Source organism: Rhizobium sp. BK379 (genome assembly GCF_014193955.1).
GTDB lineage: Bacteria > Pseudomonadota > Alphaproteobacteria > Rhizobiales > Rhizobiaceae > Rhizobium.
The window spans coordinates 1,437,976-1,460,056 of sequence record NZ_JACIAD010000001.1; the positions used below are offsets into that span (position 1 = coordinate 1,437,976).

Here is a 22,081-nt window from a genome sequence, read left to right on the forward strand (position 1 = left end):
GAATGGCGGAAAACACTGTGGTTCCTCTATACCACACACCCGAGCAAGAGGTGGACCGGGATGCCCTGACATTGCTATCCCATTTAAAAACGGTTATTTTTAGCACTTACAAAAGAAACCGTCCGCGCATAAAGTGGGCGCTGCGTAAACGAGTCAAGTACGCCGAGTACTGCTTCTTCCAACGATAAGAACGCTAGAGGAAACCCCACTCGCCGCGCTCCGGAAGCAACTGGCAAAGCCGCATGAGGTGCAACTACCTGCCCCAGGAGGGTTCATGCCAGACGGTTCCAAACGTTTGTTTGCTGCCGCCGGTATTGCTTCGGAGGCCCGGTCGAAATACCGGTTCCTGCCTTCGGCTGCTTTGCCGCCGGATATTCCACAAGGTCCCGTTGCCATCGCCGACATGGCGAACGCTTTCGGCGTCACGCACAGGACATTGCATTTCTACGAAGAGAAGGGCCTGATTTCCGCAAACCGCATCGGCCTGATGCGCGTTTACGATCAGGATGACGTCATGCGCATGGCGGTCATCACCGTTTGCCGCGAAACCGGCATGCCGATCGCGGTCATCCAGGAGCTGATGGAGGTCTTGCGCAGCGCAGTCTCACAGGAAGAGGCCGAGTCGATCTTCCGCGAGGCCCTTTCCCAGCGCAAGCGCGAGCTGACGGCCGAGATGTCGACCTTGCACCGGCAGTTACAGCAGGTGAGCGATCTTCTCGAATATGACAGCAGTCTCGACTTGCCGCCGATCAACGACAACAGGGATCCGGCAAGCCTGACCGATCAGGAGCGACAATGCCTGGAGCTGATGTCAGAGGGCTATTCGACACAGCGCATTGCCCGCGCCCTCGACCTCAAGCATGAGGAAGCGCGCGGACTGGAAGCCAACATCATTCTGAAATTCCATGCCAACAACCGCTTCCAGGCCATCGCCAAGGCGGTTCTCCTCGGCATCGTTCAGGCTTGATTCTCCCCACACTGGCTGCGGCCGCCACCGCATCCCGCACGACCGTGATCGCCAAACTTTAGGGAACGTCCAGTTTAGCGGACAATCGTCAGCGTTTCTGCTGCACGTGTAATCGCGGTGTAAAGCCAGCGCTCGCGCGTATCGCGGAAAGCCCAGCTTTCGTCGAACAGCACGACATTGTTCCACTGCGAACCCTGTGCCTTGTGAACCGTCAGCGCATAGCCGTAATCGAACTCGTCATAGCGCTTGCGTGTGTTCCAGGGGATCTCGCCTTCCACATTCTCGAAAGCCTGTTTCAGGAGCTTGATCTTGGCAGCCCCCCGATCCATGTCGTCATCTTCGGGGCGCACCAGCAGATTGATGCCCGGCTTCGTCGTTTCCTTGGAAGAGGTCATGACCTGCCAGAGCGAGCCATTGAGCAGGCCCTTTGCCGGGTCGTTGCGCAGGCAGACCAGCTTGTCGCCGGTTTGTGGATGTTCGGTTGTAAAACCCTTGAGTTCCCGCAGGCGCTGGTTATAGCGCCGCCGCGTCTTGTTTGTGCCGACAAGCACCTGATCGGCATCCATCACCAGCGGCTGCGTCACCTCGTTCTTCGAGATCACCTGCGCCTTGCCGTAGTCGCCATACATGATCTCGTTGCCCTCACGCACCTGCATGGCGAGCTTGATGATCGGATTGTCGCGCGCCTGCCGGTGGATGTCCGTCAACAGATAATCCGGTTCCTGGTTTGTGAAAAAACCGCCGCCCGTGACCGGCGGCAGCTGGCCGGGATCACCGAGCACCAGGATCGGCGTGCCGAAGCTCATCAGGTCCTTGCCGAGCGCCTCGTCCACCATCGAGCATTCGTCAACAATGATCAGCGCAGCCTTGGCGACCGGGCTCTGGCGGTTGATGGAAAACATCGGCGCGATCGAAGTCTTGCCGGTTTCCTCGTCCTCCACCTCTTCCTCGCCGCGCGGCCGATAGATCAGCGAGTGGATGGTCTTGGCGTTCGACGCCCCGCGCGAGCGCAGTACCTGTGCGGCCTTGCCGGTGAATGCGGCAAACAGCACATCTCCGTCCACATGCTCGGCAAAATGCTTGGCAAGCGTCGTCTTGCCCGTTCCGGCATAGCCGAACAGACGGAAGAGCGGCGACCTGCCCTCCTTCAGCCAGTTCGAAACGGCCTTCAGGGCTTCATCCTGTTGCGGGGCGAATTGCATGGAAGCGACTTGGCAGGATTCGCCTCGTATAGGCAAGACGGAATTTTCCCTGAGGCGAGCTAGCTCTTCACCGCCTCGTTGATGACTCGTTCGCGCAGCAGGCCGACGAGATAGAGCGATCCCGTCAGGATTACCCAAGCGCCGGAGTTGGCTGCCCGTTCGAGCGCCTTTTCATAGGCAGTCTGCGGATCCTCGATCACTTCGCTCGCGAGACCGATCTGACCGGCAAGCCTCTGCAATTCGGCAGGAGAACGGAAACGATCGGAGACCGAGGTGAAGATCGGCGAGACGCCATGGCGGCCCATCACCTCGAGAAGCCCCGCTGCATCCTTGTCGGCCGCGATCGCCACGACAGCAATGCCAGATCCGGCAAATCCTTCCATGGCGGAGAGATCGTCGAGCACTGCTTCGAGATTGAACGGCACATGTGCCCCGTCGAGCGCAACGGCAACATTGCTGGCCGCGGCACGCCCCCGGACAGGCACGGTAAATCGCTCCAGCCGCCCCGGCAGCTGCGATTCCCGCTCGGCCTCGGCATCAACAAGCCATCCGCCGACCGCCTTGCCCTCGCGCGCCCTGACGCCGAGTTCACCGAGCACATCGAGCGCCGCACCCGCGACTGCGGCATTGCGCCCGGCAATCGTCGACGCTTGCGAAAGATCCGGCCGGATCAGACGCGCATCGATCTCGGCCGCCCGCCTGGCTATCACCGCCCCCGCCTCGTCATCCGCTTCAAGCGGTGTCACGACAGTCGTATGCGGCTTGATGATGCCGGCCTTTTCGAAGGCAATCGCCGCCCGCGTCTTGCCCAAAATCTCCGTATGTTCGAGGCCGATATTGGTGACGATCGAAACATCGCTGTCGACGATATTGGTCGAATCCAGCCGGCCACCGAGCCCTGTCTCGACAACGGCCCATTGAACGCCCGCATCGCGAAAAATCAGGAAACCCGCCGCTGTCAGTATGTCGAACCAAGTTGCAGCCTCGGCTGCCGTCCCTTCCGCCCTTGCTTCCCTGAGCGCATCGAGCCCCAGGAACAGCGCCTCGGCGAGCACGGCCTCCTCGACCGGCTGGCCGTTGACGCTGACGCGCTCGGAAATATGCTCCACATGCGGCGAGGCATAGCGCCCGACGGAAATTCCGGCATGGCGTAGCCCTGCTTCCAGCAGCGCGCAGGTCGAGCTTTTGCCCTTGGTGCCTGCCACATGGATCGAGCGGAAGGCGCGGTGCGGATTGCCGAGACGCGCGGAGAGATCGAGGATCGGTTCAAGCCCGACACGCATTTCGCCGCGCGGGCGTTGTTCCCAATTGGTGAGCTGATCAAGTTGCGAAAGGGCTTCGATAAGGCGGGGATTCTGGTTCTGCATGGGGGGCATGGCACAGGTTACAGGAGTTACTATCTTGGTGCCCAGGCGAGCGGCAGCGGCAGCCTGCGCTTCCCGATGGTTCTCCATCTGTCTCGCCAGTCACACAGACGAACCGACACTAGAACCTTTCCATCGCCCTGCCTAGCCTCGCTAGCGTCATCGGCAGCGCCCCGCCGCGACACCGCCCGCGGCAACTGCCAGTTAACGCTGGTGAATTTTAGCCCTTGCCGAGATTTTCAATAGGGCCATTTCTATCCTCTGTCTTTGACAGAGACGGAGATCCGAGTGGGGCAGACGATCCGAATTCCAGTCAACGAACCGCAGCGACTGCTTGCCGTGCGCTCGCTGAGCGCCATCAGCAGCAGCCCGACGCCGGAGCTTGCAGCACTTGCCGAGCTCGCCAAGAATGCATTCGCAATGCCCTATGCCGCCGTCAACATCGTCGATGAGGACTGGCTGCGCATTGCCGGCGAAGCGGGCATGCAGCTTTCCGAATGCCCGCGCGACCTCTCCTTCTGCACCCGCGTCGTCTTCGCCAACGACATGGTCGTCGTTCCCGATTTGGAACAGGATGCGGAACTCAGCACCGCACCCTACGTGACAGGCCCGCCGCATTTCCGTTTCTATGCCGGTGCACCTCTGGAACTTGAAAGCGACCTGGCAATCGGCGCGTTCTGCATCCTCGATCAGAAGCCGCGGCTCTTCACCGAACAGGAGGCCGCCAATCTTCGCCGTTTCGCCCGTGTGGCCAGCGCGCTTCTGCGGCTGCAGAAGGCGAATTTCGTCATGGGCCTTGCCGAAAACAGCCTGCGCACCGCCGCCATGACCGATCCGCTGACAGGCTTCCTCAACCGATCGGCGCTCGATGCCATCGTCGACCGGGCGCTGGAAGCAGCCCTTGCCTCCGGCCAGACCTTTGGCGCCCTCTATCTCGACATGGACGGCTTCAAGTCGATCAACGATACGCTCGGTCATCATATCGGCGATGAAGTGCTGCGCGAAGCGGCAAGCCGCATTCGCTCGGTCATCCGCTCCGGCGATATCGTCATCCGCATGGGCGGCGACGAATTCGCGATCTTCGTTCCGAACCCGCCGAACACCGAAGCGCTTGTTGCCGTCTCCGAACGTCTTCTCGCGACCTTCCGCAGCCCCTTTACCATCGAAGGAAACATCATCCGCGCCCGCCTGAGCATCGGTGCGGCACTTGCTCCGCTGGGCGGCCGCCGCCGCGCCGAATTGCTGCGCAACGTCGATAACGCCCTCTATCGCGCCAAGGCGGCCGGACGGGACTGCCATGTTGTTTTCAATCCGAACTGACGTTTGAAAAACAGACGGGAATAAAACCAAGCCCTGACGTGTCTCATGTCCGGTATCGCAAAAATGCGTGCCTAACCCGAGGAGAGAGACCATGAAGTCCGTGAAATTCCTGTCCGTGCTTGCAGTCGTCGCTGCCACCGCCACTGCAGCCTTCGCCGCCCCCGCCGTCACCGAAGTCGAAACGGCCAAGGGCAAGGTCCTCGCCGGCGAAAAGGGCATGACGCTCTACACCTACAAGAAGGACGAAAAGGGCGTCACGAACTGCTACGACAAGTGCGCAACCAACTGGCCGCCTTTCCTCGCTGCTAGCGATGCCAAGGCCGATGGTGCATACTCGCTCGTCGAGCGCAAGGATGGAAAGAAGCAGTGGGCCAAGGACGGCATGCCGCTCTATTACTGGGTGAAGGACACGAAGTCCGGCGATATCACCGGCGATGGCGTCGGCGGTTCCTGGGATGTCGCGAAGCCCTGATGAGGCCAGCGTGAAGACGCCCCCACCCGATACGTTCGAGGGCCAGATCCTGGCCCTCCTCCCCTCGCTTCGCCGCTATTCCCGCAGCCTCACCCGCTCGGATGCCGAAGGCGAGGATCTGCTTCAGGATTGCGTGGAAAAGGTCCTGGCCCGGCGCGGCCAGTGGCGCGGAATCAACCTGCGCGGCTGGGTCCTCACGACGATGACCAACCTTTACCGCAACGCCCGCCGCGCAAGCCCCCGCGACCGGCTGGTCGAACTCGATGCCGCCGAGGATATCGCCAATTCCGATACCCAGGCCGATCCGCTGGAGCGCCTGCGGCTGGAACAGGCTCTCGACAGCCTGTCGGAGGACTACCGCTCCGTACTGATGCTCGTGGTCATCGAGGGCTACAGCTACAGCGAAGTCGCCGCCATGCTGGAGATCCCGATCGGCACCGTCATGTCGCGCCTGTCGCGCGCACGCCAGCGCATGAGCGAACATATGAAAGCCGACAACGTGATTACGCTTCGGAGACCGAAATGAACGAAACCAATCGAGCCGTGACCGAAGCGGACCTGCACGCCTACGCCGACGGGCAATTGCCGGAAGCTGCCCGCGCCCGCGTGGAAGCCTACCTCGCGGAAAACCCGGAGGAGGCCGCCATGGTCGCCGCTTGGCAGACGCAGAATGCCGGCATCAAGTCGCTTTTTGCAGGTTATGAGAAGAGCCGCGATGCCGATCTCCGGATGGTGACATCAGTAGTTCAGGCAACCTCCCCCTGGAAGATACGCTCGGCATTCGCCGCAGCCGCCGTGATCCTCTTTGCGCTTGGCGCCGTCAGCGACCGCTTCATCCCGCCGCTCTTTGAGCGCCCACCGTTACAGCTTGCCGAATCCGAGACCCTGCCGAAGCAGGCCGAAACCGCCTTCCTTGTCTATGCGAGCGAAGTGCGCCACCCGGTCGAAGTCTTCGCCAATGAGGAAGCCCATCTGGCGACCTGGCTCGGCAAGCGTCTGGCGATCCCCGATCTCAAGGTTCCGGACCTGAAATCCCTCGGCTTCCACCTTGTCGGTGGTCGCCTGCTACCGGTCGATGACAGGCCGGGCGCCATGTTCATGTACGAGGATCAGGGCGGCGAGCGCCTGACGGTCATCGTCGGCCGCAACAAGGAAAACAGGACGACGAGCTTCCGCTTTGCCTCCGCCAAGGATGTCGAGACCTTCTACTGGATCGACGGCGAACTCGGCTATGCGGTGACGGGCGAAATCTCCCGCGACATGCTGCGCAAGGTGGCAGAGGAATGTTATAGGCAGTTCCCATCCTGAGGCGGGAACTGCATCTGAAACTCAGCGCAGCGGATCGTTCGCAAGCTCGATCGGCTTGCCATGCGGCGTTGCTTCCGCCGCCCTTTGCCAGCTCTTCTGCAGGTCGACGATCACGGCGGCATCCGCAACGCCGCGGCTGACGAGCAGTTCGGAAAGAGCAGCCACCCAGCAGTCGAAATAGTCGCTCCCGTCTTCGGCGCGGCCGGGTTTGTGCAGTTCCTTCGACAGGGTCTCAGCCCATTCGTTCCAGGCAAACAGCCCCTTCTCATGCAGATGCACGGTCATGGCGAAGGCCTCCGCAGCCCAGGGCTCCGGGAAAACCGGATCGCCTTCCGGTGACTTCGGCAGGCTGGGCGATTGGGCCAGTTGAGACGGCACCTCACACACGCTCAAGATAGCTCTCCCACGCATCGATCGAGACCGTCAGCGATGGGTCTGCCCCCTCGCCCCAGATCTCGCCACCGTCGAAGACCACGGTATAGAGCCATTGCGGGTTCTCGCCCTTGCCATGCGCATTGTCATCGGGGAAGACGAAGGAGCCCTGCACCGCCTCGATGGTGCCGGTCTTGGCGCGGGCATAACGCGGCAGCCGGGTATGGGTGGCCGGATTGAAATTCTTGGTCTTTACAGTTTCACCGACGACGAAGAGCGGCGCCGCCTCGACAGGCCGGTCGCAAGGCCCACCCTTGGCGAGCACGCCGGCGACCATGTCGGCCTTCAGCACTCGCTTCGGCACCGAGCCATCCTGCAGCTTGGAGCCGGACAGCAATTCCTCGCGGCTCGCAAAGCCATGGCGCTCCAGAAGCATGTCGATGCCGCGGATCCAGATCTCGTAATAGCTTGCTGCAAGATATTCGGCCGGCGGAATGCTTTCGCGCGCATGCCGGCTCTCGTCGATCGTCCAGGCACCAAAAGCGCCACAGGAGAGCGTGATGCCGAGCGCCCGCTTCTCCCATTCGGCATGAAAATAGGGTTCGTTGACTTCCGGCGCGACGGGGCCGAAGCCCATCTGGCCACCGAGATCGTGTGGGCCGTTCATCGGGCCACCTCCGGGTTGCCGGCACCCGAAATTTTCGGGCTTCCCGCAATTGCAGTGCCGATCATCGCATCGCGGCTGACGAGATCGGCAAGCGCTTCCTCATCCATGCCCTCCGTTCCCTCGGGCCGCTCGGGGATGACGAGGTAACGCAGCTCCGCCGTCGAATCCCAGACGCGAACCTTCTTGCTCTCAGGCAGCGTCACCCCGAATTCAGCCAGCACGCCGCGCGGATCGATGACGGCACGCGAGCGATAGGCGGGAGCCTTGTACCAGACCGGCGGCAGGCCGAGCACCGACCACGGATAGCAGGAGCAAAGCGTGCAGACGACGAGGTTATGCGTGTCAGCCGTGTTGAAGACGGCGCGCATGTGCTCGCCCTGCCGACCAGTATAACCGAGGCTCGCAATCGCAGCCGTCGCGTCCCGCTTCAGCCATTCGGCAAAGTCGGGATTGCTCCAGGCTTTCGCAACAACACGCGCACCATTGCGCGGCCCGACCTTTGTCTCATAGGTCTCGACAATCGCATCGATCGCCGCCGGATCGATCAGCCCCTTCTCCGTCAGCAGCGTTTCCAGCGCCTTCACGCGCGCCTGCATGTCCGAATAATGGTTGTCGTGGTGATGATCATGGTGATCGTGGTCATGATCTGCGTGGTCGTCTCTGTGCCGCATGGCGCTCTCCAGGCTAGAGCGCTCGATCTTATGCGGCGATCGGAGGACCGCCAAGCGCATTTCTCGTCAAGAAGTGTCCCAAATGAATGCCGTCGGCAATGACTGAAGATGCAGCTAATTAAGCAACTCCTTATTTTTCGCCGTGATCCTAACCAAACGTTAACGGCTTCATCTCAACATCGCACACATGAAACTTCCGACATTCGGCCGCAGCACCAGATCAAACGCGCCTCCGTCCGCGCCTCCGCGAGACGAGATGGAGAGCCTTGCCGATAGCTCGGCCTCTGTCGATCCGCGCCGGCAGGAGACCGAAGATACTGTCGAGAGCCCAGGGCTGGTTGCACGCGCCCTGCTGGATCATGTGATTCAGGAAATGGCGACGGACGGCCATGTTCAGCCGATCGATCTGTTTGGAGCCCTGGGATCGGTTGGCGGTTTTTCGTGCGTCCTCACCGCCTTTGATATTGCTTCCGCAGGAGATCTCAGCGACGACGCTGATCTCATCGCCATGGAAGCCGAAGACGGCTCCCGCTATTATACCGGCAACCTGCCCAATGCCTTCCTTCTGGAAAGCCACGATTCCCTGCTCAACCTGACATACGGCGCGGCGAGAAGGTCCGGTGCTCTGATCTCGCAAGAGATGGCGATGGAAACGCTTCGTTACGTGGTCTCAACAATCGGACATCCGCAGTTCGGAATACCGCGATTGACCGATGAGAACCGTCCAGCCGAGACGCCCGTTGCCTACGTTCGCCGCCTGTGGCCGAAGTTGGCCGATGCTCTCGATCGAAATCGCGTACCCCTCAGCAGGCGACCTTTCGCGATCGGCCTGGCGCTGGAACTTGCCTTCTTCCACGTCAGGCCGCCGCTTGACCCGTCCCTGGCGGCCCGGATCGTCACCGAATGCGCTATTCCCATGGCGAGACTCGATCCCCGCCTTATCGCTTGAGCTATCCGGCATGAAAGGCAGACAATTTCTTGCAGGCGTTATACCGCCCGCCCCTGCCCGACATGCCGTTTTTGGGTAGTCTCCCATCATGAACATCCTGATTCTCGGTGCCACAGGCTTCATCGGCTCGGCGATCGCAGCGCGGCTGCTTGCGGACGGCTGGACCGTGACCGGGCTAGCCCGCAATCCCGACCGGGCGCGGGTTCGCCAGCCCGCTATCCGCTGGATCAGGGCCGACCTGGAGAAGATGACCAATGTGGCCGACTGGGCCTCCGTGCTGGAAGGCCAGGACGTGGTCGTCAACAGTGCCGGCGCCCTCCAGGACGGTCTTTCTGACAATCTCGCGGCCACCCAGCAACGCGCAATGATCGCGCTCCAGCAAGCGGCGCGACCGGCCGGCGTAACGCTCATCGTCCAAATATCCGCCCGAACGGATGGCGCCGGCAGCGACTTGCCCTTCCTCGCCACCAAGCGCGCTGCCGATATCGCGCTTGCGGCATCCGGCCTGCCTTATGTCATCCTTCGCCCGTCCCTCGTGCTCGGCCGCAATGCCCATGGCGGCACCGCACTTCTGCGCGCACTCGCATCCTTCCCGTTTGCCCTGCCGCTCATCCATGCCGACAGCCCGGTTGAAACGGTCGCCGCCGAAGATGTCGCCTCTGCAGTCTCGGCTGCGATTTCAGGCACGCTTCCCTCCGGCAGCGACATCGAACTGGCTGCTACCGAACGGCACACGCTGACAAGCCTCGTCAAACTGCATCGTTCCTGGCTTGGCCTGCCGGATGCGCCTGTTATCTCTATCCCGCCGGCACTCGCACGGCCCGTCTCATGGCTTGCCGATCTCGCCGGCCATCTCGGCTGGCGCTCGCCGCTGCGCTCCACCGCCATGACCGTAATGTCCGAGGGCGTCAGGATGGACCGCCCCACCCGGCAGGATCTGCCGACGTTTTCGGCCGCAGAGACGCTTGCCGCCAACCCCTCCGGCGTTCAGGACCTGTGGTTTGCCCGCCTCTATCTCCTGAAGGCGCCCATCATTGCCGGCCTGTCGCTCTTCTGGCTGCTATCGGGCCTCATCCCGCTTCTGGCACCTGAACAGGCAAGCGCCCATTTCCTGCCCTTCATGCCAGCCGATGCGGCCATGGCGATGACGATCATCACCTGCCTGATCGATATCGCGCTCGGCGCCGCAGTTCTCGTGCGCCCCTTCGCCCGTCGCGCCCTTGCCGGCATGCTCATCGTCTCGCTTGCCTATCTCGCAGGCGGCACCGTTCTGGAGCCGGCGCTCTGGCTCGATCCGCTCGGGCCGCTGGTCAAGGTGCTGCCGTCGCTGCTGCTGACACTTGCGGCACTCGCAATCCTGGATGAACGCTGATGCTCGCCGAATTGCTGCTTCTTGCCCATGTCGTGGGTGCCGCCGTGCTCTTCGGCACCGGCGCCGGCATCGCCTTCTTCATGGTGATGGCCCATCGCACCCGTGATCCCGGGCTTATCGCACACGTCGCCGGCACTGTGGTCGTTGCAGACACGATCTTTACCGCCACTGCCGCCATTCTCCAGCCGGTGACAGGCTATCTTCTCGCCCGTATCATCGGCTGGGACCTGACGGAAAGCTGGATTGCGCTCTCACTTTTGCTCTATGTCGTGACCGGCATGTTCTGGCTGCCGGTCGTCTGGATCCAGATCCGGCTGCGCAATCTGGCGCGGGCCGCTGCGGCTTCGGGCACCGCCCTGCCATCGGCCTATTTCAGCCTTTACCGCGTCTGGTTCGCCTTCGGCTTCCCGGCTTTCTTCGCGGTAACAGGCATTCTCTGGCTGATGCTCACGAAGCCGACGCTATTTTAGCATCGGCCAGAGGCTGAGAACGAGCAGCAATGCCATGGTGATATTGAACCATTTCAACCGCACCGGATCGGACAACCACTCGCGAAGCGCCGAGCCGAAGCCAGCCCAGGTGGACACGGAAGGCACGTTGACCGCCGCAAAAGCAAGACCGACGAGCAGCACGCTGGCCAGATAAAGCTCAGGATTGGTATAGGTCGCCATGGCCGTCACCGCCATCACCCAGGCCTTCGGATTGAACCACTGAAAGGCCGCGGCACCGAGGAAGGACATCGGCTTCACGCCGCTCGTGCCCTCGCCCAGCGAGCGTGACGTTCCGATCTTCCAGGCGATCCAGACGAGATAGGCGCCGCCTGCGAACTTCAGCGCGGTATAGACCGCCGGCACCATATGCAGCAGCGCTCCGAGCCCAAGCCCGACGCCAAGAAGCAGCGACAGGAAACCTGCCCCGATGCCGAACATGTGCGGGATGGTGCGACGGAAACCGAAATTCACGCCCGAGGCAAACAGCATCATATTGTTCGGCCCCGGCGTGATTGACGTTGTGAAGGCAAAGAGCAACAGAGCCAGAAACGTATCCAGCGGCATGAAACCTCCCGGAAAGCATGTGTCGATGATGTGGCCGACTTATTGGATTTAGGTCAGCATAACTGCCCTAAACCCTTGTCACCATAACATGATTGTCACGGTGACAGGATTACCTGATAGTCTGCCGGAGACGCAAAGGACCAGAACCGCCATGGACGACCCGATCCCCGCCATCACTTTCCCCGATGGCACCGAAGTCCCCGCTCTCGGCCAGGGAACCTGGGGCATGGGCGAGGATGCCGGCCACGCGAGGCAAGAAATCGCAAGCCTCAAGGCCGGCCTCGATCTCGGCATGACGATGATCGATACCGCCGAAATGTATGGTGACGGCGGCGCCGAAGAAATCGTCGGACAGGCAATCAAGGGCCGCCGTGAGGAGACCTTCATCGTCAGCAAGGTCTATCCCTGGAATGCCAGCCGCACCGGCACGATCACCGCCTGCGAAAATAGCCTCGAGCGCCTCGGCACCGACCGCATCGACCTCTACCTGCTGCACTGGCGCGGCAACTATCCGCTCGCCGAGACCGTCGAGGCCTTCGAAACGCTGAAGGCTTCGGGCAAGATCCGCGCCTGGGGCGTCTCCAATTTCGATACCGACGACATGCAGGAGCTGCTGTCTGTTCCCGGAGGAAAGAACGTCGCCGCCAATCAGGTCCTCTACAATCTCGCCCGTCGTGGTATCGAATACGATCTCCTGCCCTGGTGCCAGAGCCGCAATATCCCCATCATGGCCTATTCGCCGATCGAACAGGGCCGCATCCTGCACCATCCGGACCTGATCCATATCGCCAAGGCCTATCAGGCCACCCCGGCGCAGCTGGCGCTTGCCTTCGTGCTCGAACGCGACGGCGTCTTCGTCATCCCGAAGACCTCCAACATCGAGCGCGCCCGCGAAAACCGCGACTGCGTCTCCCTCGACATCACCGACGAGGACTGGGAAGCGCTCGATGCCACCTTCCCGCCACCGGCAAGGAAAACGCCGCTGGAAATGCTCTGATCTCCAACGGCGCAATTGTTTTGCTATTGTGTTGCAGTTTCTACATGCCCCGGCTGTAGTTTCTACATGCCCGGGCTGTAGTTCCTACATGCCGGGGCTGTAGTTACTACATGCCCTGAGCGCCGCGGTTCATCGCGGCAATGCCGGTGCGGCAGACTTCGATGAGGCCGAGCGGCTTCATGATCGCGATGAACTGGTCGATCTTCGAAGACTTGCCGGTAATTTCCAGGATGAAATGATCGATCGTTGCATCCACCACCTTGGCGTGGAACGCATCGGCAAGGCGCAGCGTCTCGGCGCGGGTCTCACCGCTGCCGATCAACTTCAGAAGCGCCACTTCCCGTTCGATCGGCCGGTCCTGGCCGAGTTCACGGGCACGCACCGTCAGGTCCACCACACGATGAACAGGCACGATGCGCTCCAGCTGCGCCTTGATCTGCTCCAGCACCTGCGGCGTGCCGCGGGTCACGACGGTGATGCGCGACAGATGCGCTGCATGCTCCGTCTCGGAAACCGTGAGGCTTTCGATATTGTAACCGCGGCCGGAAAACAGGCCGATCACGCGGGCGAGAACGCCCGGCTCGTTATCGACGAGCACCGAAAGCGTATGGTTCTCGACGGCCGCCGTTTCCGGAGAGATGAAATAGGCAGAGCCGGTGGGTTGAAGGTGTGCGTTCATGATCCTGGGGTTCCTACCTATCTGTTTTTATACTAGCTGACGGCCCTTGGCGTCGATCGCATTAGCGACCGCCTCGTCGGTGGCTTCGTCCGGCAGCAGCATTTCATTATGCGCCTTGCCCGATGGGATCATCGGGAAGCAATTGGCGAGATTGGCGACGCGGCAATCGACGATGACCGGCTTCTTGACATCGATCATTTCCTGGATCGTCGCATCGAGATCATCAGGCTTTTCGCAGCGCAGGCCAACCGCGCCATAGGCTTCGGCGAGCTTCACGAAGTCGGGCATCGCTTCCGTATAGGAGTTGGACAGGCGGTTGCCATGCAGGAGCTGCTGCCACTGGCGCACCATGCCCATGTACTGGTTGTTCATGATGAAGATCTTGATCGGCGCATTGTGCTGGATCGCCGCCGACATTTCCTGGATGCACATCTGGATCGAGGCATCGCCGGCAATGTCGATGACGAGGCTCTCCGGATGGGCGATCTGCACGCCGAGGGCTGCCGGCAGGCCGTAACCCATCGTGCCGAGGCCACCCGAGGTCATCCAGCGGTTCGGCTGCTCGAAACCGTAGAACTGGGCTGCCCACATCTGGTGCTGGCCGACTTCGGTCGTGATGTAGGTGTCGCGATCCTTGGTCAGTTCATAGAGACGCTCCAGCGCATATTGCGGCATGATCACGTCGTTGCTCTTCGTGTAGGCGAAGGAATTGCGCGCGCGCCAGCGGGCAATATCGGCCCACCACGCGTCCAGGCGCCCCTTCTCCGGCTTCTTCGGCAGCGCCCGCCACAGGCGGATCATGTCTTCCAGGACACTGCCGACATCACCGCGGATGCCGAGGTCGACGCGTACGTTCTTGTTGATCGAGGACGGATCGATGTCGATATGGATCTTCTTGGAATTCGGGGAGAAGGCATTCAGGCGGCCGGTGATACGGTCGTCGAAGCGCGCGCCGATGCAGACCATGACGTCGCAATCATGCATTGCCATGTTGGCTTCGTAGGAGCCGTGCATGCCGAGCATCTTCAGCCAGTTCTTGCCTGAGGCCGGATAGGCGCCGAGGCCCATCAGCGTCGAGGTGATCGGGAAATCCGTCAGCTCGACCAGTTCGCGCAGCATGCGGGAGGCTTCCGGGCCGGAATTGACGACGCCGCCGCCGGTGTAGAGGATCGGCCTGCGGGCATTGGCCATCAGCTCGATTGCTGCGTGAATCTGGTTAATGTCGCCCTGAACCTTCGGCTGGTAGCTCTTCTGGATCGCGTGATCGGCCGGCGGCGTGTAGGTGCCGGTGGCGAACTGAACATCCTTCGGAATATCGACGACGACGGGACCGGGGCGGCCGGACTGCGCAATGCGGAAGGCTTCATGGATGACGGCGGCGAGCTCGTTGACATCCTTGACCAGCCAGTTGTGCTTGGTGCAGGGGCGCGTGATGCCGACGGTGTCGCATTCCTGGAAGGCGTCCGAACCGATGAGCGAGGTGGGAACCTGGCCGGAGAGGCAGACGAGCGGAACCGAATCCATCAAGGCGTCCTGCAGCGGTGTCACGGCATTCGTGGCACCCGGACCTGACGTGACCAGCATGACGCCGACTTTGCCGGTGGAGCGGGCATAACCTTCGGCCGCATGGCCGGCACCCTGCTCATGGCGCACGAGGATATGCTTGATCTCTTCCTGCTGGAAGATCTCGTCATAGATCGGAAGAACCGCACCGCCGGGATAGCCGAAGATGTGCTCGACACCATTATCCTTCAGCGCGCGGAGAACGATTTCCGCTCCCGTCATTCGATTGCTGTCCGCTTGATTGTCCGTGCTCGCCATGTATCTGTTCCGTTTGATGCTGAGGAGTTGAGGTTCGTGCCGGAAGCCCTGATTTCGGGCATAAAAAAAGGCCCCTGAGGAGCCTTCGTCTTGCGCATGGGTGGCTACCGCCGGATGGTTACACCATCCTGCCCATGCGCTTTCCCACCACGATAAGAACGTTCGAAATTGTCATGGGCGGAATTGATAGACAGAAAATTTCGCAGCGTCAACGCATTCCGCAATAAAAAATCCGCGGCCGGCCCACCGATCACCCCTCCCATAGCCCGTCCAATTCTGGGGCTGAAGGATTTATTAAAGGATCGGTCATATCCTGTCCTTTACTGCGGGGAGTAACCCTTTGCTGAACAACGACATGATGACGACAGGCAAGGCAGGCGAACAGGATCGCCGCGATAGCCTTACGCCGGGGAACCGCTTCCTCGGGCGTGTCGTTGCGTGCAGCGGCTCGCGCGCCACCATCGCCGCCGTGGCGGAAGCCGGTGGCACCGATCTCACCGAACTATGGTCCGTCGGTCGGCTGATTTCGATCAGCGTCGGCAGGAATCGTGTCGTCGCCCTCGTCTTCTCCATGAATACCGGCAACCAGGGCTGGGGCGAAGGCCAGGACAATGTCTTCCGCATCGAGACGGAACTGCTCGGCGAAGTCCGCGTCGACGAAGACGGCCGCGAGGAATTCTCGACCGGCATTTCGTGTTATCCCCATCTCGGCGCCATCGCCCATCGTATCCGCGCCGCGGACCTGATGCGCATCTATGATGCCGGCAAGGGCGCCACCGCCGTCATCGGCAACCTGACACAGGATGAAAGCATCGAAGCGGCGATCCATGTGCCCTCGATGCTGTCGAAGCACTTCGCCGTGGTCGGCTCGACCGGTGTCGGCAAATCGACTGCCGTCTCGCTGCTTCTGCACAAGGCGATCGAGGCCGATCCGAAGCTGCGCGTGCTGATCCTCGATCCGCACAACGAATTTGCCGCCGCCTTCCCCAAACACGCCGTTACGATCGATACCGATACGCTTGACCTGCCCTTCTGGCTGATGCGGCTCGAGGAGTTCGCCGAAGTGGTCTTCCGCGGCCGCCCGCCGGTACCGGAAGAGCTCGACATGCTGCGCGATATCCTGCCGGAGGCCAAGCGCGCCTTCCGTGGCAGCGACAGCTCGCTGGTGCGCCGCCAGACGGAAAAGAGCTCGATCACTGCCGATACGCCGGTGCCATACCGCATCGCCGACCTGCTTGCTCTCATCGACGAGCGCATCGGCCGGCTGGAAGGCCGCACCGAAAAACCCTTCCTGCGCTCGCTGAAGATGCGCATCATCGCGGCGATCAACGATCCGCGCTACCACTTCATGTTCTCCAACAACACGATCAGCGACACGATCACGGAGACCATCGCCCAGATCTTCCGCATCCCCGGCGACAACAGGCCGATCTGCACCTTCCAGCTCGCCGGCATCCCCTCCGAAGTCGTCAATTCGGTCGCGTCCGTGCTCTGCCGCATGGCCTTCGAAATCGCGCTCTGGAGCGAAGGCGCCATTCACATGCTGGTCGTCTGCGAAGAGGCGCACCGCTATATACCCTCGGATCCGAACCTCGGCTTCGTTCCGACGCGCCAGGCGATTGCCCGCATTGCCAAGGAAGGCCGCAAATACGGCGTCTCTCTGGGCATCATCACCCAGCGCCCCGGAGAGCTCGACCAGACGATCCTGTCGCAGTGCTCGACGCTGTTCGCCATGCGCCTTGCCAACGACCGCGACCAGGAAATCATCCGCTCGGCCATCCCCAATTCCTCGATCTCGACGACGAGCTTCATCTCCTCGATCGGCAACGGAGAGGCAATCGCCTTCGGCGAGGCGATCCGCGTGCCGATGCGCATGCGCTTCCTGCGCGTCGATGAAACCCTGCTGCCGAAGGCCCATAGTGCCACCAGCAAACATGCCGAGGAAGACCCGGACACCGTCGACCTGCGCCGCATCGTCACCCGCATGCGGGCGATCACATCAGGCCCCGATATTTCCACCTTCCAGCAGAGCTACAGCTCCGCGATGACGGATTACGAGCCGGACGAGGATTTCGAGGACGAGGACGCCGCCCAGCCCTACGCCGCTCCGTCGGCAACCGAGGCGCCGCTCGAGCCTTATCGGCCAGCACTCCTGCCACAGACCCGGGCCCCACTGCCCGAGCCTCCGCCGCTCTCGCCGCAAACCTCTATCGACGCGCGCCTGGAAGCGCTGCGCCGGGAAATGCGCCGCGACGAGCAGCCGAAGCCGGCCTTCGGCGAACAGACATCACAGCCACGCCGCGAGGGTGGCATGTCACTGCGCGAAAGCATCCTGAAGAAGCCGCTGAGCAGCCTTTATAATAAGGATTGAGCCGTTGGCTCAGTGGAAATAGGAGATCGCCTCGATCCGCATGGTCTCGTCTGCGACCGCCAGCTTTATCACGGTTGGCATCGTGAGGAGCTTCCACAATTCGTAACCGGACGTCCCAGAGAGATTCCCGAGGAAGCTGCAGAGAATGCGGCCGTGGGAAACAACGGTGCATCGCGTCGCTCCGTCCAGCCGAGAGGCGATATGGCTCAGACCGGCTCTGAATCGCGCTGCCGTTTCGGCATGGGAATCGCCCCAGACCCGGTTCTCCCGATCGCTGAAATAGCGCTCGACCGATATCGCGAAATCGTCGCTTGATATCCACGCCACTTTGTCGGATCGATGCTCGCGAAATTCTTGAACAGCCGTCACCTCCAGGTGCGTCAACTGTCTTGCCGTCTGCATTGCCTTCGCTTCGGGGCTGCTGAAGACCAGTTCGGGCAATAGGCCTTTGAGAGATGCAGCCACGGTACGGCCAGCCTCGGTCAACTGCCAGGAGGCGGGAGGGCGCTCCGGATCGGGCATCGTCTCTGCATGGCGAACAAGATATATTTCACGCATTTCTGGAACACTTCATGTCAACCGCTCCCAGCTTTCATCCATCTGGTTGCGGAACCATGTCATCTGCCGCTTGGCATATTGCCGCGTGGCGGCCGACCCGCGCTCGATCACCTCGCTGCGGCTCATCTCACCGCGCAGCATCGCCGCGATCTGCGACACACCGATCGCTTTCATGACAGGCATCTCGGCGGGAAGATCGAGCGCCAGCAGCGCCTTCACCTCTTCCTCTGCTCCCTGCTCCAGCATCTTCTCGAAACGGCCATTGATGCGCTGGTGCAGTACGGCGCGATCCGGCAGCACGACGATCTTGCGCGCCGTCTCGGGATCGACGATGACTGGCCCCGCCTGCCCCTGGAATTCGGCGATCGACTGGCCCGTCGCCTCGAAGACTTCAAGCGCCCGCACGATCCTCTGCCCGTCCTGCGGATTGAGGCTTCGGGCGACGGCAGGATCGGCCTTGGCAAGGTCCGCATAGAGCACATCCTGCCCCTCCTGCAGCAGTCGGCCCCTCAGCCGCTGGCGGATCGCCTCGGGGATGACAGGCATCTCCGAGAGCCCGCCTGTCAGCGCCTTGAAATAGAGCCCCGTGCCGCCGACGAAGACCGGCAGCTTTCCCTCGGCGCGGATGCGCGGCAAGAGCGCCGTCACATCCCGCAGCCAGGCGCCCGTCGAATAGGCCTGCCCCGCCGGCACATGACCGTAGAGATGGTGCGGCACGCCTTCCATATCCTCTTCCGAAGGCCGTGCCGTCAGCACCCGCAGCGTGTCATAGACCTGCATGCTGTCGGCGTTTATCACCACGCCGCCATGCTGTTTGGCCAGTTTCGCAGCGAGCGCGGACTTGCCGCTGGCAGTCGGCCCGGTTATCAGGATCGCATTCAAAGTGCTCAGAAGGTTTTCCATCATGGCCCTCGTTGCCACGCTTGTTGCCAATCCGTCAAACCCCGTTCTTTCGCCTGCGATCGCCGAGCGCGCCGCCGACGCCGTCAAGTCATCGGGGCTCTATTGGCTGGCGGACGGTATTGCCTGCGATATCGTGCTCGCGGACGGCTCCGACGGCAAGGTGGCCGAAGCCAGCCTGCACGCCGTAATCGCCGGCAACCCGATCGATCTCGTCATCCAGGAGCAGGAGACTCGCCGCAAGAAGCTTTTGATCGCCGATATGGATTCCACCATGATCGGCCAGGAATGTATCGATGAACTCGCCGCCGAAGTCGGCCTCAAGGACAAGGTCGCGGCGATCACCGCCCGCGCCATGAACGGCGAGATCGCCTTCGAGCCGGCATTGCGCGAACGCGTCGCGCTCCTGAAGGGCCTGCCGATATCGGTCGTCGATGAAGTCATTGCCAAGCGCATCACGCTGACCCCGGGCGGCCCGGAACTGATCGCCACCATGAAATCGAAGGGCTATTACACCGCCCTCGTCTCCGGCGGCTTCACGGTCTTTACCAGCAAAATCGCCGCGACCCTCGGCTTCGACGAAAACCGCGCCAATATCCTGCTTGAGGAAGGCGGCGTCCTCTCCGGCTATGTCGCCGAACCCATTCTCGGCAAGCAGGCCAAGGTCGATGCCCTCAACGACATCGCCGCCCGCCTCGGCATCTCCCCTGAAGACGCCATTGCCGTCGGCGACGGCGCCAACGATCTCGGCATGCTGCATCTGGCCGGCTCCGGCGTCGCCTTGCACGCCAAACCGGCTGTCGCCGCTGAAGCCGGCATGCGGATCAACCACGGCGACCTGACGGCGCTGCTCTATATCCAAGGCTACCGCAAGACGGATTTCGTCACGGCTTGAGCGCAGGGAGCCACATCTGAAAACAGAAAAGGAGCGGCTAACCGCTCCTTTTTGATCTTCGGAACCGTATTCGAAGCCCTTACTCCATCGGCACGGCTACGAAGCGCAGATCGCCGTTGGCAGCGGCGACCATCATCTGCGCATTGCGCCGGCCTTCCTGCTTCAGCGTCTGCACTTTCGTGGCAACCGCATCCGGCGACTTCATGAATTCCTGCGCGACTTCGACGATCACGTCGCCGGGCTTGAGACCCTTTTCGGCCGCAGCAGAACCCGGAGCGACCTCGGTCACGACGACACCGTCGACGCTTTCGGCGATGCCGAAGGCCTTGCGGGTTTCGGGGCTAAGCAGCGAGAGCGACAGGCCGAGCACATGCTTTGGCGTGGCCTGGCCCGGTGTCGCCTGATCCTGCCCCTTTTGATTCTGACCCTTTTGATCTGGGCCTTTCTGATCCTGTCCTTGATCCTGCTGGTGCGGGTCCTGGCCGTCCGGCGCGGTCTGCCCCTGATCGCCGCCCTGATCCGGTTCGTCCATATCGTTGTTTTCGCCGGGATCGGGATTGATGACGCCGTCATCGCCGGAATTGTCGCCGGCAGCAGCCGCCTGATCGCTGTCTTCGAGACGGCCGAGCGTCACCTTCACGGTCTGCTCCTTGCCGTCGCGCAGCACGATGACATCGACCTCCTTGCCGACAGGGCTTTCGGCGACCACGCGCGGCAGGTCACGCATCTCGCCGACGACCTTGCCGTCGAATTTCAGGATCACATCGCCCGCCTTGATCGAACCGTCGTCGACAGGTCCGCCCTTGATGACCCCGGCAACCAGAGCGCCCTTGGCGCTGTCGAGGCCGAGGCTGTCGGCCACCTCGTCGGTGACGGGCTGGATGCGTACGCCGAGCCAGCCGCGGCGCGTCTCGCCATATTCACGAAGCTGATCGACGACGCCTGAAGCGAGTTCCGACGGCACCGAGAAGCCGATGCCGATCGAGCCGCCCGAGGGAGAAATGATCGCCGTATTGATGCCGATCACCTCACCCTTCATGTTGAAGAGCGGACCGCCCGAATTGCCCTTGTTGATCGCCGCATCCGTCTGGATGAAATTGTCATAGGGGCCGGCATTGATGTTGCGGCCGCGGCCCGAAATGATGCCGACCGTGACCGATCCGCCGAAACCGAACGGGTTGCCGATCGCCATGACCCAGTCGCCGATGCGCATGACGCTGGAATCGCCGAACTTGACGGATTTCAGCGGCTGCTTCGGCTCGACCTTCAACACCGAAAGATCGGTCTTGGTATCCGTGCCGATCAGCTTGGCCTTGAGCTTGGAGCCGTTGGCGAAATTGACCTCGATGTCGTCGGCGCCTTCGATCACGTGGTTGTTGGTGACGATATAGCCGCTGGGATCGATGACGAAACCGGAACCAAGCGAGCTGACATTGTGGTTGGGACCGCGATTGCCCTGCTGCTTATTGAAGAAATCGTTGAAGAATTCCTGGAACGGCGAGCCATCCGGCGCGCGCGGAGCCGGCCCTGCCCCCTCGTCATCCTTCACGTTCTGCGAGGTCGAAATATTGACCACGGCATCGAGCAGTCCCTCGGCGAGATCGGCAACGGAAGCCGGCCCGTTGCCCGGCGCCGTCATCTGCACGGGCGGAGCCGCGGGTGCGACCGCAGCAGGAGAAACCGCTGGTGCTTGAGGCGCCGCAGGGGCCGGTGCTGCCTGTTCAGGTGTCGCTGGTGCGGGAGCGGTTTGCGCATGCGCAACACCGCTTGCGCCGACATTTGCCAGAAGGGCGGTGCCGGCCAGGAGCGCGAGCGTTCGTCTGAAGGGCGAGCGATTCGTGGGGGCCATCAAGCTTCCTCTGCTGGGGTAAAGGCGCACATACAGCATCAGCATACGGCGGAATGATGGAGGGCGAAATCACCTTTTCGCGAAATCCCCTTCCGAATGTGACCTACCCTCGCAAAAGCCAGACCCCTCCGACGCCAAGCGCCGTCGCTGCCAGGCCGAAGGCTCTCAATTGCCACTCTGGAATGCTGGGAAGAAGCTTCGCCATCCCGACAAGAAAACGAGGGGCCAGTGCATAGACCAGCCCCTCGATGATGAGGAAGAATGCAAGTCCCGTCAGGAAATCCTGCATTCT

23 protein-coding genes and 1 riboswitch are annotated in these 22,081 nt (G+C 61.8%); of the genes, 11 read left to right on the plus strand and 12 right to left on the minus strand.

The features are described 5' to 3' along the window. The first annotated feature begins 274 nt into the window (after window positions 1-274). Window positions 275-967: a MerR family transcriptional regulator gene (locus tag FHT93_RS07460; RefSeq protein ID WP_018115643.1), complete on the plus strand. Its 693-nt coding sequence runs from the start codon at window positions 275-277 to the stop codon at window positions 965-967. A 74-nt stretch (window positions 968-1,041) separates the two neighbouring features. Here FHT93_RS07460 and FHT93_RS07465 read toward each other — a convergent pair whose 3' ends face one another. After that, window positions 1,042-2,169, minus strand: coding sequence for an ATP-dependent RecD-like DNA helicase (locus FHT93_RS07465; protein WP_007817773.1), 1,128 nt, complete (start codon window positions 2,167-2,169; stop codon window positions 1,042-1,044). Window positions 2,170-2,228: 59 nt separating this feature from the next. Then, window positions 2,229-3,536 (minus strand): Mur ligase family protein, encoded by a 1,308-nt coding sequence (locus FHT93_RS07470; protein WP_183847571.1) that lies wholly within the window; start codon window positions 3,534-3,536, stop codon window positions 2,229-2,231. 32 nt (window positions 3,537-3,568) lie between these two features. Further along, a riboswitch (ZMP/ZTP riboswitch) is annotated at window positions 3,569-3,649 on the minus strand. Window positions 3,650-3,821: 172 nt separating this feature from the next. Between FHT93_RS07470 and FHT93_RS07475 the strand changes: the two genes are divergently transcribed. From FHT93_RS07475 to FHT93_RS07490, 4 genes are all read left to right on the plus strand, one after another. Continuing rightward, window positions 3,822-4,853, plus strand: coding sequence for a sensor domain-containing diguanylate cyclase (locus tag FHT93_RS07475; RefSeq protein WP_112546775.1), 1,032 nt, complete (start codon window positions 3,822-3,824; stop codon window positions 4,851-4,853). A 91-nt stretch (window positions 4,854-4,944) separates the two neighbouring features. Beyond that, the gene (locus FHT93_RS07480) at window positions 4,945-5,325 is read left to right on the plus strand and encodes a hypothetical protein (RefSeq protein ID WP_018115647.1); all 381 of its coding nucleotides are present in this window, start codon (window positions 4,945-4,947) and stop codon (window positions 5,323-5,325) included. 10 nt (window positions 5,326-5,335) lie between these two features. Continuing rightward, window positions 5,336-5,851, plus strand: a complete 516-nt coding sequence (locus tag FHT93_RS07485; RefSeq protein ID WP_112969552.1) for an RNA polymerase sigma factor — start codon at window positions 5,336-5,338, stop codon at window positions 5,849-5,851. Then, complete coding sequence (locus FHT93_RS07490; protein WP_183846920.1) at window positions 5,848-6,633, plus strand: anti-sigma factor; 786 nt, start codon at window positions 5,848-5,850, stop codon at window positions 6,631-6,633. The genes FHT93_RS07485 and FHT93_RS07490 overlap by 4 nt, the downstream gene beginning before the upstream one ends. Window positions 6,634-6,654: 21 nt before the next feature. Here the strand turns inward: FHT93_RS07490 and FHT93_RS07495 are convergent, their stop codons facing one another. The 3 genes from FHT93_RS07495 to nthA are packed head-to-tail and all read right to left on the minus strand — an operon-like array spanning window position 6,655 to window position 8,343. Then, window positions 6,655-7,026: a nitrile hydratase accessory protein gene (locus tag FHT93_RS07495; RefSeq protein WP_183846922.1), complete on the minus strand. Its 372-nt coding sequence runs from the start codon at window positions 7,024-7,026 to the stop codon at window positions 6,655-6,657. Further along, window positions 7,013-7,672, minus strand: a complete 660-nt coding sequence (gene nthB / locus FHT93_RS07500; RefSeq protein ID WP_183846924.1) for a nitrile hydratase subunit beta — start codon at window positions 7,670-7,672, stop codon at window positions 7,013-7,015. Before nthB ends, FHT93_RS07495 begins: the two co-directional genes overlap by 14 nt. Then, a complete protein-coding gene (gene nthA / locus FHT93_RS07505; RefSeq protein ID WP_183846926.1) occupies window positions 7,669-8,343 on the minus strand; it encodes a nitrile hydratase subunit alpha in 675 nt (224 codons plus the stop codon). Before nthA ends, nthB begins: the two co-directional genes overlap by 4 nt. 256 nt (window positions 8,344-8,599) lie before the next feature. On the opposite strand from nthA, the gene FHT93_RS07510 reads away from it, so the two are divergent. The 3 genes from FHT93_RS07510 (at window position 8,600) to FHT93_RS07520 (ending at window position 11,134) form a co-directional block, all read left to right on the plus strand. Next, window positions 8,600-9,292, plus strand: a complete 693-nt coding sequence (locus tag FHT93_RS07510) for a hypothetical protein (RefSeq protein ID WP_113204777.1) — start codon at window positions 8,600-8,602, stop codon at window positions 9,290-9,292. An 88-nt stretch (window positions 9,293-9,380) separates the two neighbouring features. Further along, complete coding sequence (locus FHT93_RS07515; RefSeq protein ID WP_183846928.1) at window positions 9,381-10,664, plus strand: SDR family oxidoreductase; 1,284 nt, start codon at window positions 9,381-9,383, stop codon at window positions 10,662-10,664. Continuing rightward, the gene (locus tag FHT93_RS07520; RefSeq protein ID WP_183846930.1) at window positions 10,664-11,134 is read left to right on the plus strand and encodes a DUF2269 domain-containing protein; all 471 of its coding nucleotides are present in this window, start codon (window positions 10,664-10,666) and stop codon (window positions 11,132-11,134) included. The genes FHT93_RS07515 and FHT93_RS07520 overlap by 1 nt, the downstream gene beginning before the upstream one ends. Here the strand turns inward: FHT93_RS07520 and FHT93_RS07525 are convergent. Beyond that, window positions 11,126-11,719 (minus strand): LysE family translocator, encoded by a 594-nt coding sequence (locus FHT93_RS07525; protein WP_183846932.1) that lies wholly within the window; start codon window positions 11,717-11,719, stop codon window positions 11,126-11,128. The two genes, FHT93_RS07520 and FHT93_RS07525, sit on opposite strands and share 9 nt — an antisense overlap. A 151-nt stretch (window positions 11,720-11,870) precedes the next feature. Here FHT93_RS07525 and FHT93_RS07530 point away from each other — a divergent pair, with 151 nt between their 5' ends. After that, the gene (locus FHT93_RS07530) at window positions 11,871-12,716 is read left to right on the plus strand and encodes an aldo/keto reductase (RefSeq protein ID WP_183846934.1); all 846 of its coding nucleotides are present in this window, start codon (window positions 11,871-11,873) and stop codon (window positions 12,714-12,716) included. 106 nt (window positions 12,717-12,822) lie between these two features. Here FHT93_RS07530 and ilvN read toward each other — a convergent pair whose 3' ends face one another. Beyond that, entirely contained in the window at window positions 12,823-13,395 is a 573-nt protein-coding gene (ilvN, locus tag FHT93_RS07535; protein ID WP_018115658.1) for an acetolactate synthase small subunit, read from the minus strand. A 27-nt stretch (window positions 13,396-13,422) separates the two neighbouring features. Continuing rightward, a complete protein-coding gene (locus FHT93_RS07540) occupies window positions 13,423-15,216 on the minus strand; it encodes an acetolactate synthase 3 large subunit (protein WP_018115659.1) in 1,794 nt (597 codons plus the stop codon). Between the two features lie 340 nt (window positions 15,217-15,556). Here FHT93_RS07540 and FHT93_RS07545 point away from each other — a divergent pair, with 340 nt between their 5' ends. Then, complete coding sequence (locus tag FHT93_RS07545) at window positions 15,557-17,587, plus strand: ATP-binding protein (protein ID WP_018115660.1); 2,031 nt, start codon at window positions 15,557-15,559, stop codon at window positions 17,585-17,587. A gap of 9 nt (window positions 17,588-17,596) precedes the next feature. Here FHT93_RS07545 and FHT93_RS07550 read toward each other — a convergent pair whose 3' ends face one another. Beyond that, the gene (locus tag FHT93_RS07550; RefSeq protein WP_183846936.1) at window positions 17,597-18,145 is read right to left on the minus strand and encodes a histidine phosphatase family protein; all 549 of its coding nucleotides are present in this window, start codon (window positions 18,143-18,145) and stop codon (window positions 17,597-17,599) included. A 12-nt stretch (window positions 18,146-18,157) separates the two neighbouring features. Then, the gene (miaA, locus tag FHT93_RS07555) at window positions 18,158-19,051 is read right to left on the minus strand and encodes a tRNA (adenosine(37)-N6)-dimethylallyltransferase MiaA (protein ID WP_183846938.1); all 894 of its coding nucleotides are present in this window, start codon (window positions 19,049-19,051) and stop codon (window positions 18,158-18,160) included. Here miaA and serB point away from each other — a divergent pair. Continuing rightward, window positions 19,050-19,940, plus strand: a complete 891-nt coding sequence (gene serB / locus FHT93_RS07560; RefSeq protein ID WP_183846940.1) for a phosphoserine phosphatase SerB — start codon at window positions 19,050-19,052, stop codon at window positions 19,938-19,940. The genes miaA and serB overlap by 2 nt on opposite strands. A gap of 79 nt (window positions 19,941-20,019) precedes the next feature. Here the strand turns inward: serB and FHT93_RS07565 are convergent, their stop codons facing one another. Then, window positions 20,020-21,789 carry a Do family serine endopeptidase gene (locus FHT93_RS07565; protein WP_183846942.1) on the minus strand — a complete coding sequence of 590 codons (1,770 nt, stop codon included), beginning with the start codon at window positions 21,787-21,789 and terminating at the stop codon, window positions 20,020-20,022. Window positions 21,790-21,892: 103 nt separating this feature from the next. After that, a complete protein-coding gene (locus FHT93_RS07570; RefSeq protein ID WP_018115664.1) occupies window positions 21,893-22,078 on the minus strand; it encodes a DUF2065 domain-containing protein in 186 nt (61 codons plus the stop codon). Window positions 22,079-22,081 lie beyond the last annotated feature (3 nt).